Source organism: Pseudonocardia sp. ICBG601, assembly GCF_020496245.1.
On the sequence record NZ_JAHLJA010000026.1, the window covers coordinates 1 to 15,295 of the forward strand.

Consider the following 15,295-nt stretch of genomic DNA (forward strand, 5'->3'; position numbering starts at 1 on the left):
GGTCTCTTCCCGATCATGTGGATCGTCTTCACCGCGATCTGGCTCTACCAGCTCACCGTGGCCCGCGGGCCGGTTCGAGGACCTGCGCGCCGCCTTCGGGCTGATCTCCGACGACCCCCGGGTACAGGCGATCATCATCGCGTTCTGCTTCGTCGGGCTGCTCGAGGCGCTGGCCGGGTTCGGCGCCCCCGGTGGCGATCACCGGCGTCATGCTGATGGCGCTCGGGTTCTCCCCGGTCCGGGCGGCGGTCGTCGTGCTGCTGGCCAACACCGCACCCGTCGCGTTCGGCGCGGTCGGCACCCCGATCATCACCGCGGGCACCCTCACCGGGATCCCGTACGACGAGATCGGTGCCGTCGTCGGACACCAGACCCCGGTGGCTCGCGGTCGTCGTCCCGACGCTGCTGGTGCTGCTCGTCGACGGCAGGCGCGGCGTGCGCCAGGTCTGGCCGGTCGCGCTCGTCATCGGACTCGCGTTCGCCCTCGCCCAGTGGCTGGCCGCCACCTACCTGTCGGTCGAGCTCCCGACATCGTCGCCTCGCTGGCCGGGCTGGCCGCCGGCGTGCTCCTGCTGCGCTTCTGGCAGCCGCGCGGCGGCGCCGAGGCGAGGGAGACACTGCGCATCGAGCGCACCGCCGACGCGCCCGTCGAGGAGCCGGGCGGAGCCAACGGCGGCCGGTCCGTCGCGACCGAGCAGCGCACCCTCGCCGAGCGCTCGCAGGCACTGTCGGCCGGCCGGCTGGTCATGGCCTTCGCCCCATACCTGCTGATCATCGTGGTGTTCTCGGTGGCGAAGCTGGTCGGCCCGGTGACGTCCTTCCTGTCCGGGACCGACGTCAGGATCGGGTGGCCGGGCCTGGACGGGCAGGTCCTCGGCGCGTCCGGGGACCCGGTGTCGACCACGGTCTACAGCCTCCAGTGGCTGTCCTCACCCGGCTCGCTGCTGCTGATCTGCGGCATCGGCGTCGCCGCGCTGTACCGGCTGCCGCCCGCGACGGCCGTCCGCGAGTTCACCGGGACCGCGTACCGGCTGCGGTTCGCCTTCCTGACCGTGGCCACCGTCCTCGCGCTCGCCTACGTGATGAACCTGTCCGGGCAGACGATCTCCATCGGCACCTGGATCGCCGGGACCGGCGCGGCCTTCGCCTTCCTGTCGCCGATCCTCGGCTGGCTCGGCACCGCGGTCACCGGCTCGGACACCTCGGCCAACGCCCTGTTCGCGACGCTGCAGCAGACCGCGGCCGAGCGGGCCGGGCTCGACCCGCACCTGATGGTCGCGGCGAACACCTCCGGCGGCGTCGTCGGGAAGATGATCAGCCCGCAGAACCTGACCATCGCGGCGACGGCCGTGGGCATCGCCGGCCGGGAGTCCGAGCTGTTCCGGCGGACCGTCCTGTGGAGCGTCGGGCTGCTCGCGGTGCTGTGCGTGCTGGTGTTCCTGCAGTCGACCCCGGTGCTCGGATGGATGCTCCCGACCTTCTGAGGCACGGAGTGGGGCCCTGCGGAAGGATCGGCCGGGTGCGCCTGACCGTCCTGCCCACCGCCGATCTCGGGCGCGACGGGCTACAGGGCCTGCGCGCCCTGCTCGACGCCGCGTTCCCCGCCGACGCCGACGGGACCGGCGGGTTCGACGACGCCTCGTTCGACCACGCACTCGGCGGGGTGCACGTGCTCGCCGGGCCGGTGCACGACCCGGTCGGGCACGCGGCCGTCGTGGGGCGGCGGCTGCTGCACGACGGCGTCGCGCTGCGCACCGGCTACGTCGAGGCCGTCGCCGTGCGGCCCGGGCTCCAGGGCGGCGGGCTCGGCGGGCTGCTGATGGCCGAGGTGGACCGGATCGTGCGCGGCGGGTACCGGCTCGGGGCCCTCGGCGCCGCCGCCCGTGCCGCGCGGCTCTACCGCAGGCTCGGGTGGGAACCGTGGCGCGGCCCGCTCGCGGCACTCACCCCGGACGGCATCGTCGACACCCCCGACGAGCGCGGCAGCGTGCACGTCCTGCCCGTCGACGCGCCGCTCGACCCGACCCGCGCCCTCGTCTGCGACTGGCGCGACGGCGAGCTGTGGTGACCGCCGCAACGCCCCGGAGTCCGCCGGCCCCGGAGTGACGCGGCCGGTTCACCCGGAAGTCGACCGGGAGACGGGTGATCGTCATCCGGCGCCGGTGGAGTTCACCCGTGCAACTGGCGGTGCTCGACCTGGCGGGTACGACGATGGCCGACGACGGGCTCGTGCTCGCCGGTCTGCGTGCCGCCCTGCGCGCCGCCGGGGTCCGTGTCGACGGCCCGTGCTACCCGGCGCTGGACCGCCAGGCCCGCGCGACCATGGACCGCCCGGTCATGACGGTGCTCGGCGAACTGCTCGACGGCGACATGTACCGGGCCCGCCGCGCGCACTCCGCGTTCGCCGACCACCTGCACGCCGCGTTGGACGCGGGCCGCGTACGCCCGGTCCCCGGCGCCGCGCAGACCCTCGACGCACTCCGCGACGCCGGCCTGAGCGTGGCTCTGACCTGCGGGTTCGACCCCGAGCTGCGGGACCGCCTGGTGTCGGCGCTCGGGTTCACCGAGCGGGCGGACATGGTCCTGTCGCCCGCCGACGTCGACGGTCGCGGCCTGCCAGAGCCCGACCTGCTCCACGCCGCCGCCCGGCGGGCCGGGACCGAGCCCGCGCAGGTCGCCGTGACCGGTGACGCGACCGCCGACATCGACGCCGCCGTCCGGGCGGGGGCGGGCCTCGCCGTCGGGGTGCGGGGCGGGGCACACGGCGAGCCGCGGCTGCGCGCCGCGGGCGCCGACGCCGTCATCGACTCGGTCGCGGACCTGCCCGCGCTGCTCGGCCTGCCCAGCTGAGCCCCGCGGCGTAGCGTCCGTCCTGATCATGACCGGTCAGCGGTGACGACGGGGGTGGCGGCGTGGCCCGACGCACGGTGGCGGTGGCGTCGCTCGGAACGACGTTGGCCCTGGTCAGCTACACCGCGCCACTGGCCACCCTGGCCCCGATCGCGGCCGACCTGGGCTCCTCGCCGTCGGGGCGCTCCTGGATCCTGAGCTCGATGAGCCTGGGGCTCACCGCGGTGCTGCTGACCGCGGGGACCCTGGCCGATCGGCTGGGGCGGCGCGCGGTGTTCACGACCGGCGCGGTGGTGCTGGCCCTGGCCTCGGCGGGCGGGGCGTTCGCCACCGGCACCGCCGGGTTCGTCGCCGGCCGGATCGGCCAGGGCGTCGGGGCGGCCGCGGTCGTCGCGTGCAGTCTCGCCCTGATCGGGCACGCGCTGCCGCCGGGCCCGCGCCGCTCGGCCGCGACCGGGCTGTGGGGCGCGGCGCTGGCCGCCGGGATCGCCGCCGGGCCGCTGCTCGCCGGGGTGCTGCCGTGGCGGGTGCTCTACCTGGCCGTCGGCGTCGCCGGGCTGGTGCTGGCCGTGGCCGCGCGGGCGCTGTTGACCGAGTCCACCGCCGGCGCCCCGCGGCCGGTCGACGTCAGCGGGATGGTGCTGCTCGCGGCCGGGCTGACGGTGCTGCTCGCAGGCCTCACCGAGGCGCGACGGCTGCCGGTCACCACCGCGACGGTCGTGCTGCTCGTAGTCGGGGCGGCACTGCTGGCCGGGTTCGTCGTGGTCCAGTTCGTCGTGCCGCACCCGATGGCCGGTCCCCGGTCGTCAACGCGACGCTCGGCCGCGAGGCAGTGGCCTCGGTGCCGCCGGACCGCGCGGGTACCGGCAGCGGCATCAACAACACCGCCCGCTACCTGGGCGCCGCCGTCGGTGTCACGGTGACCTCGGTGCTGACCTCGCCGGCCGGGAACGAGCCGGTGGCCCAGCTGCTGGCGGGCTGGCAGGTGGCCGTGCTGGTCGCGACCGGGTTCACCCTGCTCGGCGCGCTCGTGGCGCTCGGCTGCGCCCGCGCCGCCGCCCCGGCCGGGCGGTGACGCGGGCACTGACGCGGGTGGTGCTCAGACGACTGGGGTGATCGCCCGCAGCGCCTCGGAGCCGCGCACCGCGGTGGTCAGGTCGGCCAGTGCCCGCCCGTGCGCCGCCGCGAGCTCCGCGGACTGTTCGGTGAGGGTGTTGCGGTCCAGGTATCCGGAGTGGTCGAGGTAGAGCCCGGGGGAGAGGACCTGCACGGCGAAGAACCCGGCCAGCACCGAGCGCAGCCCGTCGACGGCGAGGAAGTGGTGCCCGCTCGCCCCGGTCAGCACGACCGCGGCCGCCTTGCCCTGGAGCGGGGCGGTCTTCTCGCCCCACTTGCCGCGTTCGGTGGCCTCCAGCAGTGCCCGCAGCGACGCCGTGTGCCCGGCCCGGTAGACCGGGCTGCCGAACACGACGGCGTCGGCCTCGGCGAAGGCCGCGGTGACCTCGGCGACGGGGGTCTGCGACAGCTCGATCAGCGCGGTGTCGGCCCCGGTGCCGGCGAGGATCCCGGCGACGACGGCCGCGGTGCGCCCGCCCGGCTCGGGCCCGGCGACGACGCCGATGATGCGGCCCGCGCCACCGCTCACGACACCGCTCACGACGCGGCCCGCGGGGTCAGGGAGTAGGTGCCGCGGTGGAACAGCAGCGGCAGCCGCTCCGGGTCCGCGCCGAGCGCGTCGACCCGGGCGGCGACGATCGTGTGGTCGCCGCCGTCGTACTCGTTCCACAGGGTGCAGTCGACCCAGGCGCCGACGCCCTCCAGGACCGGCGAGCCGGACGGCGCCGCCGTCCAGGACACCCCGGCGAACTTGTCGACCCCGGAGCGGGCGAAGCCGGCGCTGTGGTGCTCGTGGTCGGCGGCCAGCACGTTCACGCAGAACCGGCCCACCTGGCGGATGCGCGGCCAGGTGGAGGACCCGCGCGAGGGCGCGAAGCTCACCAGCGGCGGGTCCAGCGACAGCGAGGCGAAGGACTGACAGGTGAACCCCATCGGCCCGTCCGGTCCGACCGCGGTGACGACGACGACGCCGGACGCGAACGCGCCCAGTGCGTCGCGCATGGCCTCCGGGGTCACCGAGGGGGTCACCGGGGCGGAGTGCGCGCCCACGGCCGGTCCGGTGGAGGAGCGGGACATGACTCGACTGTAGGCGCGCCGACCCGGCAGCGACAACGACCGCGGCCGGGGGTGGCACGCGCCACCCCCGGCCCGTCGTCGTGTCGCGCCACCCGCCGCGGAATCGATCCGGTAGAACTCCCCGTGCCGTGCATCCCGAACTCGTGGGGAGCCCCGGGGTGCCCGAGACGGCAACGGCCGGCGGAGCGATCGCTCCGCCGGCCGTCCTTCACCGGAGCCGGGTGGGGGGACGCCCGGCCGATCCGGCTCAGCTCGCGTAGGCGCGCAGCTTGTCGGCGCGCTCGCCGACCCGCAGCTTCGACATGACCTCGCGCTCGATCTGGCGCACCCGCTCGCGGGAGAGCTTGAAGGCGCGCCCGATCTGGTCGAGCGTGTGCGGCTGCCCGTCGTCGAGGCCGAACCGCATCCGGATGACCTTCTGCTCGCGGTCCTCCAGGGTGGCCAGCACCCGGCGGAGGTCGTCGTGCAGCAGGCTCGAGATCACGGTGTTCTCGGCGTCGGTCGCCTCGGCGTCCTCGATGAAGTCACCGAGCGGCGCCTCCTCCTCGGACCCGACCGGCATGTCCAGGCTCACCGGGTCGCGGGCGTGGTCGAGCAGGTCCTGGATCTTGCGCTCCGGGATGCCCGACTCGGCCGCCAGCTCGGCCTCGGTGGGCTCGCGGCCCTGGCGCTGGTGCATGTCGCGCTTGATCCGGGCCAGCTTGTTGACCTGCTCCACCAGGTGCACGGGCAGCCGGATGGTGCGGGCCTGGTCGGCCATGCCACGGGTGATGGCCTGCCGGATCCACCAGGTCGCGTAGGTCGAGAACTTGAAGCCCTTGGTGTAGTCGAACTTCTCCACCGCGCGGATCAGGCCGAGGTTGCCCTCCTGGATCAGGTCCAGCAGCGGCATCCCGCGCCCGGTGTAGCGCTTGGCCAGGCTCACCACGAGGCGCAGGTTCGCCTCCAGGAGGTGGTTCTTGGCCAGCAGCCCGTCGCGGACGACCGCGCGCAGGTCGCGGCGGTACTGCGGGTCCAGCTCGTCGAGCGTGCCGTCGGCGGCGGCGGTGTCCAGCCGGTGCTGGGCGAACACGCCGGCCTCGATGCGCCGGGCCAGCTCGACCTCCTGCTCCGCGGTCAGCAGCGCGGTCTTGCCGATCCCGTTCAGGTAGACGCGCACCAGGTCCGCGGCGGGGCTCTGGGCGTCGAGATCCTCCGCCACGGCGGCCGCGGCACCGGGTACGGTGGTCTCCAGCGCGGTGCCTCCGTCGCCGTCGGTGCGACGGCGGGAGCTGCGGGCGACCGGCGGGGCGGTCCGCTTCGTGTCGGACGACGACACGGTGGCGCGAGCGGGGGCCTCGGTCGTGAGGCGCGGGCCGGGTACGGCCGGAGCGGTCGTGGTCACCGTCATGTGCAATTCCTCCCCTGCGCGGGCTGCGGCGGGCGATTGATGGGCCTCGCCGCTTGCCCTGTACGGAGTCAACGCATCCGTTCCGGGGATCGTTCCCACGACAAGGCCCCGCAGGCCGGGAAAAGTGGCTGCGGGGCCGTGTCGTCGGTCACATGCAGTTGCGGTTCTCTCAGGGTCCTCTTAGTGAGCGACCCGTCCGGGCGGGCCGGTCAGGGTGCGGGCACCCGCGGGGTGTCCCGCGGGTCGGCCACCGCCCGGACACTGCTGCGCCGCCGCGACGCCTTGCCGGCGCCGGTGTTCTTCCGGCCCGGCACCGAGTGGCCGTACACGGTCTCCATCAGCACCGGCCAGTCGTGGCGCAGCGCGTCGCGGCCCATGAACAGGCCCAGGTGACCGGCGCTCGCCGTCCGGTAGGTGACGTCCGCGGCCGGGGTCCCGACCTTCTCCGCCGCGGCGAACAGCTGCGGCGCCGGGGTGATGTGGTCCGACGAGCCCGCCAGGAGCAGCAGCGGGCAGTCGATCGCCCCCATGTCGACGGTCCGGCCGTCGACGGTGAGCGTGCCCTTGATCAGCCGGTTCTTCCAGAACAGGTTCTCCACCAGCCACAGGTAGAACGCGCCGGGGATGTCCTGGGTGTACTTGAACCAGTCCTCGAACACCCGGTAGCGCTCGACGTGGGTGGGGTCGTCGATGTTCTCCAGCAGCTGCAGCTGGCGGGAGATCTCCGACTGCGGCTGGATCGAGATGAAGTTCGACAGCACCGCCGAACCCGGCATGTTGCCGCCGCCCGCGGCGACCAGTGCCTTGTACGGCGCCATCCCCATCGTGCCCGCCATCAGCCGGGTCGACGCGGCGATGACCGACTCGCCGGCGTGGAAGTCGATCGGCGCCCCGGCCAGGGTCAGGGTGTTGACCCGGTCCGGGTGCAGCGCGGCGTAGATCGTCGCCAGCCAGCCGCCCTGGCAGTCGCCCACCAGGTTGGCCTTGCCGCCCATCCGCCGGATGGACCGGTCGATCACCGCGAGGTAGTCGGTGATCGTGACGTTCTTCGTCGCGGTCGTCGCGGGCCGCCAGTCCAGTGCGTAGACCTTCGTCAGGCCCGAGGCGCGGATCATGGCGATCTGGCTCTGCTGCGGCGAGTAGTCCACGACGGTCGAGGAGTGCCCGGCCTGGGGCGGCAGCACCAGGGTGGGGACCACGTCGTCGTCGCGGTGCTCGGCGGCGGTGAAGTCGCGCAACGACGCGAACGGCGTCGACAGCACCACCTCGTTGGCCAGGTGCCAGGTCGGCTCGCGCCGGTCGGCCATCGCCGAGAGCCACAGCAGCCCGCGCCGGGCGGCGTCGCCGGGCCGGGCCATCCGCTGGACCGCGTCGATCCAGTAGGCGCCGGTGGCGCGACCGACCTCGGTCACGACCTTCGTCAGGTTCCGGGTGTTGTACGACACGAGGTACCGGAGGGGGTCCGGCCGGTCGTCGCTCCCGGTGGCCGCGGCCACGGGGGTCTCGGGAAGGGCACGTGGTCCGTGCTCCCCGGAGGGTGCGGACCGTCGGGTGATCGCCGTGCTCATGGGCCTCTCCCATCAACTCTGATGACCGGGGGCTAACCGGGTTACCGAACGGTAAAGCGCGTTCGGTATCTCAAGCAAGCGCTGGCTACTCCGGAGTAGTGCTTGCTTCCCTTAGCGCAGGTGAGAGGCCTTACAAGTCTCAGAGCGTGTTTGGAAATGGTGGGTGTGTCGGGATGGTCGACACGGCTGGGGTGCTCCATCGTGGTCGGCATGCAGGAACGACCGCGCCGGTACCCCTCGGACACCAGTGATGCCCAGTGGGTGGTGATCGAGCCGTTGTTACCGCCGCTCGCGCGGCGGGGGCGGCCTGTTGCTCATGCTCGTCGGGACGTGCTGGACGCGATCTTGTATGTCGTGCGGACCGGGTGTGCCTGGCGGGCGTTGCCGGTGGACTTCCCGCCCTGGCAGACCGTCTACTGGTACTTCAACCAGTGGGAACAGCAGAAGGTCACCGAGAAGATCCTCCCGGTCGTGCGGGGGCAGTTACGTATCGCCGAGGGCCGTGATCCGGAGCCGAGTGCGGGGATCATCGATTCCCAGTCGGTCAAGGGCGCCGACACCGTCGGCCAGGACTCCCGCGGCTACGACGCCGGGAAGAAGACAGGCGGGCGGAAACGGTTCATCGTGACCGACACCCTCGGTCTGCTGCTGACCACGATGGTGTGCTCGGCCTCGGTACAGGACCGCGACGGCGCCAAGCCGATCCTGCTCAACCTCTACCTGCGCACCAGGGTGCGGTTCGTCTACGCCGACGCCGGCTTCGCCGGGCGACTGCTCGACTGGGCCGCCACGATCCTGCAGACAACGATCGAGATCATCCGCAAGCCACCCGAGCAGCGCGGATTCACCGTCCTCCCACGAAGGTGGGTGGTCGAACGGACCCTGGCCTGGCTCACCGCACACCGACGCCTGGCCCGAGACTACGAACGCCACCCCACCACATCCGAAGCCATGATCCGCTGGGCCGCGATCAACACCATCACCCGCCGCATCGCCCGTGGATACCCCCAGGGCCCCGGCAAAGTCGTGATGGGTGGGTCCTGAGCTGCGGTGATGTGGGGGGTGGGGGTGGGTGCGGACACAGGCTTGGCGTGATCATGAGGGTGTCGAATCCTTGCTCACGTCAGGAAGCCTGTGTCCGCAGTGTCAGTGTCTCCGATCGTTGCTGCTCTGGAAGGCCTGGAGGTCGGTCCTGACGCGGGGAGAGCCGCGCCGGTCGGTGAGGCGGCGGGGTTGTCGCTGGTGGAGGCCCTGTCGCGAGTGCCGGACCCGCGGAAACCACGCGGTGTCCGCCACGGTGTCCTCGCGGTGTTGCTACTGGGGGCGTGCGCGGTGTTGGCGGGGGCCCGGTCGTTCACCGCGATCGCCGAGTACGCCCATGACGTCGGCCGCGCCGTGCTGGACGTGCTCGGGGTGGGCGCGGTCGCTCCGCACGAGTCGACCATCCGCCGGGTCCTGCAACGGGTCGACGCCTCGGCGCTGGAGGCGGCGTTGCAGTCCTGGGTGTTGCCCCAGCTCAGCGCCCAGCCGGCCCCGGAGGGCACACCCCGGCGAGAACAGCGTCGCGTGCTGGCCTTGGACGGCAAGACCCTGCGCGGCGCCCGCGTCCGTGCCGCCGACGGCAGGGTCTGGCTCCCGCATCTGGTGTCGGTGCTCGACCAGACCAGCGGTGGCGTGCTCGGCCAGGTTCAGGTCGCAGAGAAGGGCAGCGAGATCACCGCGTTCACCGCGCTGCTCGACCCCCTCGACCTCGACGATGTACTGGTCACCGCGGACGCTCTGCACACCCAGCGAGCCCACGCCGACTACCTGCACCGCCGCGGCGGGCACTACCTGATGACGATCAAAGCGAACCAGCCCACGCTGCTGGCACGGGTACGGGCGCTGCCCTGGACCCAGATCGGCGTCGCTGATCGTCAACGCGGGCGTGGGCACGGCCGCGTCGAGACCCGCACGATCAGCGTGGTCAGCCTGCACCCCTGTCCCGACCTGGGCGCAGAGTTCTTCCCCCACGCATCCCAGGCGATCAAGCTGGTGCGCCGGCGTCGCCCACTGCGGCCTGGCGGGAAGTGGAGAACCGAGACCGCCTACGCGATCACCAGCCTGACCAGCACCGACGCCGATCCAGGACTGCTCGCCCGCTGGATCCGTGGGCACTGGTCGATCGAGAATCGCCTGCACTGGGTCCGTGATGTCTGCTTCGACGAAGACCGCGCCACCGCCCACACCGGTCACGCCCCGCAGGTCATGTCGGCGTTGCGGAACCTCGCGATCACCGCGCTACGCCTGCACGGCGTCAGCAACATCGCCGCAGCACTCCGCCACCACGCCCGCGACCCCCATCGACCACTGACCACCTACAAGATCATCTAGCGACTTTGCCGGGGCCCTGAGGTCACCCCCGCGCCTTCCAGGTGGGCAAGGACCTCGCGGTCACCCCGGGGCACGTCGTGTTCCGCAACCGGCTGATCGAGCTCATCCAGTACGAGCCGCAGACCGCCGAGGTCCACGAGGTCCCGCTGCTCATGAGCCCGCCGTGGATCAACAAGTACTACATCATGGATCTCGCGCCGCAGAAGTCGCTGGTGGAGTGGGCGGTGCAGCACGGCCACACCGTCTTCATGATCAGCTACCGCAACCCGGACTCGTCGCTGGCCGACGTGACGATGAGCGACTACCTGCAGGAGGGGCCGGTCGCGGCCATGGACGTCGTCCGGGAGATCACCGGGCAGGACAAGGTCAACGTCGCCGGGCTCTGCCTGGGTGGCGCACTGTCCGCGGCGATGACGGCGTGGCTGGAGGCCAAGGGCGACCAGCGCGTCAACTCGCTGACCCTGATGAACACGCTGCTCGACTACTCCGGCCCCGGCCAGCTGGGCGTGTTCACCGACGAGAAGACGGTGAACCGGCTCGAGCGGAACATGCGCAAGGACGGGTACCTGCCCGCCACCAGCATGAAGACGACCTTCGACCTGCTGCGGTCCACCGACCTGGTCTGGAACTACGTCGTCAACGACTGGATGCTCGGCGAGGACCCGAAGCCCTTCGACATGCTGACCTGGAACTCCGACTCCACCCGCATGCCGGCCGCGATGCAGACCGAGTACCTGCGGACGCTGTACCTGGAGAACCGCTTCGCCGAGGGTAAGCTGGAGCTGGCGGGGGAGCGGCTCGACGTGGCCGACATCCGGCCCGACAGCTACGTCGTCACCGCGGAGTCCGACCACATCGCGCCCTGGAAGTCGGTCTACACCGGGGCGTCGAAGATCGGGGGCACCGTGCGGTTCGTGCTGTCGAACTCCGGGCACATCGCCGGCGTGGTGAACCCGCCGTCGCCGAAGTCGCGGCACTGGTTCGGCGAGAGCGACGACCTCCCGGCCCGCGCCGAGGACTGGCGCGACGACGCCACCGAGCGCAAGGCCTCCTGGTGGGAGGACTGGACGCCGTGGATCGCCGAGCGTGCGGGCGCGGAGGTCGCGGCGCCGAAGAGGATCGGGTCCGACGCGCACCCGCCGCTGGAGCCCGCTCCCGGCCGTTACGTGCTGCGGGGCTGATCCGGCACCCCGGCCCCGTCGCCGCCCCGATGATGACCGCTGGTCACCCGGGCGGCGCGGTGTCCACGATGGCCGGCGACCGGCACCATCCATCATGGACACTGCACCGGATGCGTGCACAACCGCGGTCCGGCGGGGAGAATGCGTCGCCATGGACCGCGTACGTTCTGTGCCCGCGCGCCGGCGACTGCCGCGTGGGGGAGACCCGCGCCCGCGGCGGCCGCCGGAGACCGAGCGCCGGGGGGACCACTGCCGACGAGCTGCGTGAGAACGGCCGCAGGGCCGCCGAGGACGCCTGGAGCGCGCAGGTGAACGCCCTGGGCGGGTTCATCCGGGCGCAGCGGCAGATGGCGAAGCTCTCGCTGCGGGAGATGGCGGCGATGACCCAGGTGTCCAACGCCTACCTCAGCCAGGTCGAGCGGGGGCTGCACCAGCCGTCGCTGAAGGTGCTGCGCTCGATCGCCGACGCGCTGCACCTCAACACCGACCAGATGCTCAGCCGGGCCGGCTGGGCGGTCGGCGACCCGGACACCGCGGGCGACGCCGCCCCGCCCGAGGAGGCCGCGGCCACGTCCCCGCCGGGTGTCGAGGCGGCGATCGAGGCCGACGCACGGCTGTCCGACGAGCAGAAGGCGGCGCTGCTCGGGGTGTACCGGAGCTTCGTGCAGCGGGACTGAGCAGGCGTGCTTGACATACTTAACGGGCGTGCGTAGTTTTCTTGGCATGCCGGGGTGCTCGTCGTGCGCCCCGTCCGCACCCCAGACACGTCTCCCGGGAGGGAAGCACCGATGACCGCCTCCACCGAGCAGTTCGTCGACATCGCCAAGCGTGGCCAGGACCTGGTCACCGAGTCCGTCCGCGGGTGGACCGAGGCCGCGAGCGGCCTGGCCCGCCAGTTCGGTGCCGGGGGACCGCCCGCAGCTGCCCGACGCGGGCGCCGCCGTCGAGCGCGTCTTCGACTTCTACGAGCAGGTGCTCGGCCACCAGCGCGAGTTCGCGCGGACCGTCGTCAGCGCCGGTACCTCGGTGTTCGACCAGGTCACCGAGCAGGCGACCAAGGCGGCCGAGGCCGTGACCGAGCACGCTGGGCGCAGCGCCGAGGCCGTCGCGGAGAAGACCGCGCGCGCCACCCGCAGCACCACCAAGTGAGTCCCCGACCTGGGACTCCCTGAACGACCTCGACGGCCCCCGCCCGGTCACCCGGGCGGGGGCCGTCGTCGTGTGACGGGACCGGGTGTCCCTACCGGCGGTGGGGGAGAGGCTGGGCCAGCCGTCACCCCGAGGGCGGTCAGAACGGGATCAGCGGCACCACGAGGACCCGGGCGAGCAGCACGACCACGAACACGATCAGGACCGACAGGTCCAGCCCGACCGCTCCCATCCGCACCGGCTGCACCCGGCGGCGGATCGGGGCGACGACCGGTTCGGTGAGCCCGTGGGTGATCCGCCGGGCGGTGTCGAGCACGGCGCCACCCCGCCCGGACCCGAGCACCTCGATCCAGTCCACGACGACCCGCGCGATCAGGACGAGCTGGAACAACCCCAGCAACGACGACAGCAGATACGCGACCATGCCCACATCGTCCCCTTTCCGGCTGAGAGTCCGGTGAGAGGACGCTGTGACGCGATGACGAGACTGCGGCGACGAGAGCCGCGGCGACGAGCTCGGCGTTCAGACCTCGACGAGCACCGTGAACGGCCCGTCGTTGACCGACTCCACGGCCATCCGCGCCCCGAACTCGCCCGTCCGCACCGTCGCGCCGCGCCCGCGCAGTGCGGCCACCACGGCGTCGACGACCGGCTCGGCGTCCTGCGGTCGCGCGGCCGCCGACCAGGACGGCCGGCGGCCCTTCCGGGTCTCGCCGTACAGGGTGAACTGGCTGACGACCAGCAGCGGGGCGCCGGTGTCGGCGCAGGACAGCTCGCCGCCGTCCGCCCCGGTGAGGATCCGCAGCTCGTGCAGCTTGCGGGCCATCGTGTCGACCTTCCGTGCGGTCGCGGCGGGGTCGGAGCCGACGTCGTCGACGTGCACGCCGAGCAGTACCAGCAGCCCGGGCCCGATCTCCCCGGACACCCGCAGCGGTGTGCCGTCGGGCGCCTCGACCGTCACCGACGCCCGCCGCACCCGCGCGACGACGGCCCTCACCCGACCGGCCCCGACGGCGACGCGGCCGCGGTCCGCGCGGGCACCGGGTGCGGCCAGCCGTCCACCGGCTGCAGGAGCCCGTGCCGCACGAACTCGCGCACCGCGGGCAGGGTCGCCGCGACCAGGGCGTCGGTCGGCAGGTCGTGGGCGTAGGACAGCAGCGCCAGCAGCTCCGACAGGGGCAGCTCGCCGCGGCAGCCGGCCAGCAGCGCCGCCGCCGGGCCGTCGACGGGGTGCTCCCAGCCGGGGCCGCCCCAGCGGCGCACGGTCGTGGACAGCTCGGCCCAGCCGCCGTCGGGGTCGACCGACGACGCCGACTCCAGCACGGTCTCCGGGGCGAGCAGCAGCCGTGCGCCCAGCAGGTCGTCGTCGCGGGTGTGGGCGCGCAGCCAGTCGACCCGGTCCAGCCAGCCGGTCATCTCCCGGCCCAGTCCCTCGCCCAGCTCGCCGGGCAGGTCCTCGACCACGACGGTCGGCTCGGCCTCGGGGTCGGAGGTGCGGCGCAGCATCAGGAAGCCGAACCCGACCCCCTCCACCCGCTCGGCGGCCATCCAGTCCAGCCAGGCCCCGGCCTGCTCGCGCGCCGCCCGCGAGCTCGGGACCAGCCCGGCGTCGCGCTGCCAGGTGCCCACGTGCAGGCCAGGGTCGACGACCTCGCGCTGGAGCACCCAGGCGTCGACGCCGGCGGGCAGCCAGGAACGCACCCGGTCCGGCCAGTCCTCGCCGCGCACGTGCAGCCACGACCCCAGCAGCTGCGCGACCCCGCCCGGGTTGAGCAGGTCGGGCAGCTCGCCCAGCAGCGCGGCCAGCGCGGAGTCCCCGGCGGTGCCGGAGTCGCGGTAGACGTAGTCCACCCGCGGCGGGCCCGGCACGAACGGCGGGTTGGACACCACCTGGTCGAAGCGCTCCCCGGCCACCGGGGCGAACCACGGACCCTCCCGCAGGTCGACCTCCACCCCGGACAGCCCCAGCGACAGCCGGGCCAGCGCCAGCGCCCGGGGCAGCACGTCGGTGGCGGTGACCCGCATCGCGTGCCGGGAGCCGTGCAGCGCCTGCACCCCGCAGCCGGTGCCCAGGTCGAGCAGGGTGCCGACCGGCGGCGGACGGTCGCCGCGGCCAGCGTCAGCGACGCCCCGCCGACGCCGGTGACGTGCTCGCGGTCCTGCCGCGCGGCGGGGGTGTCGATGTCGGACACCACCCACCAGTCGGTGCCCGGCTCGCCCTCGGCGCCGACGCCCTCGCCGTAGGGGCGCACGTCCAGCGCGGCCCGGATGCCGTCGGGGGTGCGACGCAGGATCCGGGCCTCCAGCAGCGGGTCCAGGTCGCCCAGTGCCGCGGTCACCGCCGGCTCGGGCTCGGTGTCCTCGAGCAGGAACAGCCGCACCAGGGTGCCGAGCTCACCGCCGTCGCGGCTGGCACGGGCGGCGGGCTCCGGTTCGCCGCGGGTCAGCGCGTCGTGCGCGGAGCGCCCCAGCAGGGCGCGCACGCCGTCCGGGGTGTAGGCCGCGTCCAGCAGGCAGCCGCGGACGCGTTCGATGGCACCGGCGTCGAGATGGGGGAGCACCCCGCCATTGTCGCGTGCCATCCTGTGCGG

Annotated in this window: 15 protein-coding genes and 3 pseudogenes; 11 read left to right on the top strand and 7 right to left on the bottom strand. The window is 73.3% G+C overall.

Features of this window, described 5'->3' with window-relative positions; genetic code table 11:
- Window positions 1–215 precede the first annotated feature (215 nt).
- From KPL57_RS66125 to KPL57_RS09175, 6 genes and pseudogenes are all read left to right on the top strand, one after another.
- Window positions 216–320, top strand: a pseudogene (locus KPL57_RS66125) (L-lactate permease); the annotation flags it as partial.
- A 115-nt stretch (window positions 321–435) separates the two neighbouring features.
- Window positions 436–1,484 (top strand): annotated as a pseudogene (locus KPL57_RS09155) (L-lactate permease).
- A gap of 35 nt (window positions 1,485–1,519) precedes the next feature.
- Window positions 1,520–2,068 carry a GNAT family N-acetyltransferase gene (locus KPL57_RS09160; RefSeq protein ID WP_226351239.1) on the top strand — a complete coding sequence of 183 codons (549 nt, stop codon included), beginning with the start codon at window positions 1,520–1,522 and terminating at the stop codon, window positions 2,066–2,068.
- Window positions 2,069–2,175: 107 nt separating this feature from the next.
- Window positions 2,176–2,850: an HAD family hydrolase gene (locus tag KPL57_RS09165; RefSeq protein WP_226351240.1), complete on the top strand. Its 675-nt coding sequence runs from the start codon at window positions 2,176–2,178 to the stop codon at window positions 2,848–2,850.
- A gap of 62 nt (window positions 2,851–2,912) precedes the next feature.
- Window positions 2,913–3,773 carry an MFS transporter gene (locus tag KPL57_RS09170; protein WP_226351241.1) on the top strand — a complete coding sequence of 287 codons (861 nt, stop codon included), beginning with the start codon at window positions 2,913–2,915 and terminating at the stop codon, window positions 3,771–3,773.
- Window positions 3,770–3,925, top strand: a complete 156-nt coding sequence (locus tag KPL57_RS09175; protein ID WP_226351242.1) for a hypothetical protein — start codon at window positions 3,770–3,772, stop codon at window positions 3,923–3,925. The genes KPL57_RS09170 and KPL57_RS09175 overlap by 4 nt, the downstream gene beginning before the upstream one ends.
- 24 nt (window positions 3,926–3,949) lie before the next feature.
- Here the strand turns inward: KPL57_RS09175 and KPL57_RS09180 are convergent, their stop codons facing one another.
- The 4 genes from KPL57_RS09180 to KPL57_RS09195 form a co-directional block, all read right to left on the bottom strand.
- Window positions 3,950–4,507, bottom strand: a complete 558-nt coding sequence (locus KPL57_RS09180) for an NAD(P)H-dependent oxidoreductase (RefSeq protein WP_226351243.1) — start codon at window positions 4,505–4,507, stop codon at window positions 3,950–3,952.
- On the bottom strand, window positions 4,504–5,043 hold the full coding sequence (locus tag KPL57_RS09185) for a flavin reductase family protein (RefSeq protein WP_020627816.1): 540 nt from the start codon (window positions 5,041–5,043) through the stop codon (window positions 4,504–4,506). The genes KPL57_RS09180 and KPL57_RS09185 overlap by 4 nt, the downstream gene beginning before the upstream one ends.
- A gap of 247 nt (window positions 5,044–5,290) precedes the next feature.
- Window positions 5,291–6,439 (bottom strand): sigma-70 family RNA polymerase sigma factor, encoded by a 1,149-nt coding sequence (locus KPL57_RS09190; RefSeq protein ID WP_226351244.1) that lies wholly within the window; start codon window positions 6,437–6,439, stop codon window positions 5,291–5,293.
- A gap of 203 nt (window positions 6,440–6,642) precedes the next feature.
- A complete protein-coding gene (locus tag KPL57_RS09195) occupies window positions 6,643–8,001 on the bottom strand; it encodes an alpha/beta fold hydrolase (protein ID WP_083908054.1) in 1,359 nt (452 codons plus the stop codon).
- Between the two features lie 210 nt (window positions 8,002–8,211).
- Here KPL57_RS09195 and KPL57_RS09200 point away from each other — a divergent pair, with 210 nt between their 5' ends.
- The 5 genes from KPL57_RS09200 (at window position 8,212) to KPL57_RS09220 (ending at window position 12,704) form a co-directional block, all read left to right on the top strand.
- The gene (locus KPL57_RS09200; RefSeq protein WP_226351313.1) at window positions 8,212–9,045 is read left to right on the top strand and encodes an IS5 family transposase; all 834 of its coding nucleotides are present in this window, start codon (window positions 8,212–8,214) and stop codon (window positions 9,043–9,045) included.
- A gap of 105 nt (window positions 9,046–9,150) precedes the next feature.
- Window positions 9,151–10,374, top strand: coding sequence for an ISAs1 family transposase (locus KPL57_RS09205; protein ID WP_226350739.1), 1,224 nt, complete (start codon window positions 9,151–9,153; stop codon window positions 10,372–10,374).
- Between the two features lie 41 nt (window positions 10,375–10,415).
- The gene (locus KPL57_RS09210) at window positions 10,416–11,555 is read left to right on the top strand and encodes an alpha/beta hydrolase (RefSeq protein ID WP_226351245.1); all 1,140 of its coding nucleotides are present in this window, start codon (window positions 10,416–10,418) and stop codon (window positions 11,553–11,555) included.
- Window positions 11,556–11,749: 194 nt separating this feature from the next.
- Entirely contained in the window at window positions 11,750–12,232 is a 483-nt protein-coding gene (locus tag KPL57_RS09215; protein WP_226351246.1) for a helix-turn-helix domain-containing protein, read from the top strand.
- A gap of 223 nt (window positions 12,233–12,455) precedes the next feature.
- Window positions 12,456–12,704 (top strand): hypothetical protein, encoded by a 249-nt coding sequence (locus KPL57_RS09220; RefSeq protein WP_226351247.1) that lies wholly within the window; start codon window positions 12,456–12,458, stop codon window positions 12,702–12,704.
- Window positions 12,705–12,843: 139 nt separating this feature from the next.
- On the opposite strand, the gene KPL57_RS09225 is transcribed toward KPL57_RS09220, so the two are convergent.
- The 3 genes and pseudogenes from KPL57_RS09225 to KPL57_RS09235 form a co-directional block, all read right to left on the bottom strand.
- Complete coding sequence (locus KPL57_RS09225) at window positions 12,844–13,128, bottom strand: YggT family protein (RefSeq protein ID WP_020622897.1); 285 nt, start codon at window positions 13,126–13,128, stop codon at window positions 12,844–12,846.
- A 99-nt stretch (window positions 13,129–13,227) separates the two neighbouring features.
- Window positions 13,228–13,701 (bottom strand): D-aminoacyl-tRNA deacylase, encoded by a 474-nt coding sequence (gene dtd, locus KPL57_RS09230; protein WP_226351248.1) that lies wholly within the window; start codon window positions 13,699–13,701, stop codon window positions 13,228–13,230.
- A pseudogene (locus KPL57_RS09235) lies at window positions 13,698–15,286 on the bottom strand (methyltransferase). Before KPL57_RS09235 ends, dtd begins: the two are co-directional and overlap by 4 nt.
- Window positions 15,287–15,295: the final 9 nt, after the last annotated feature.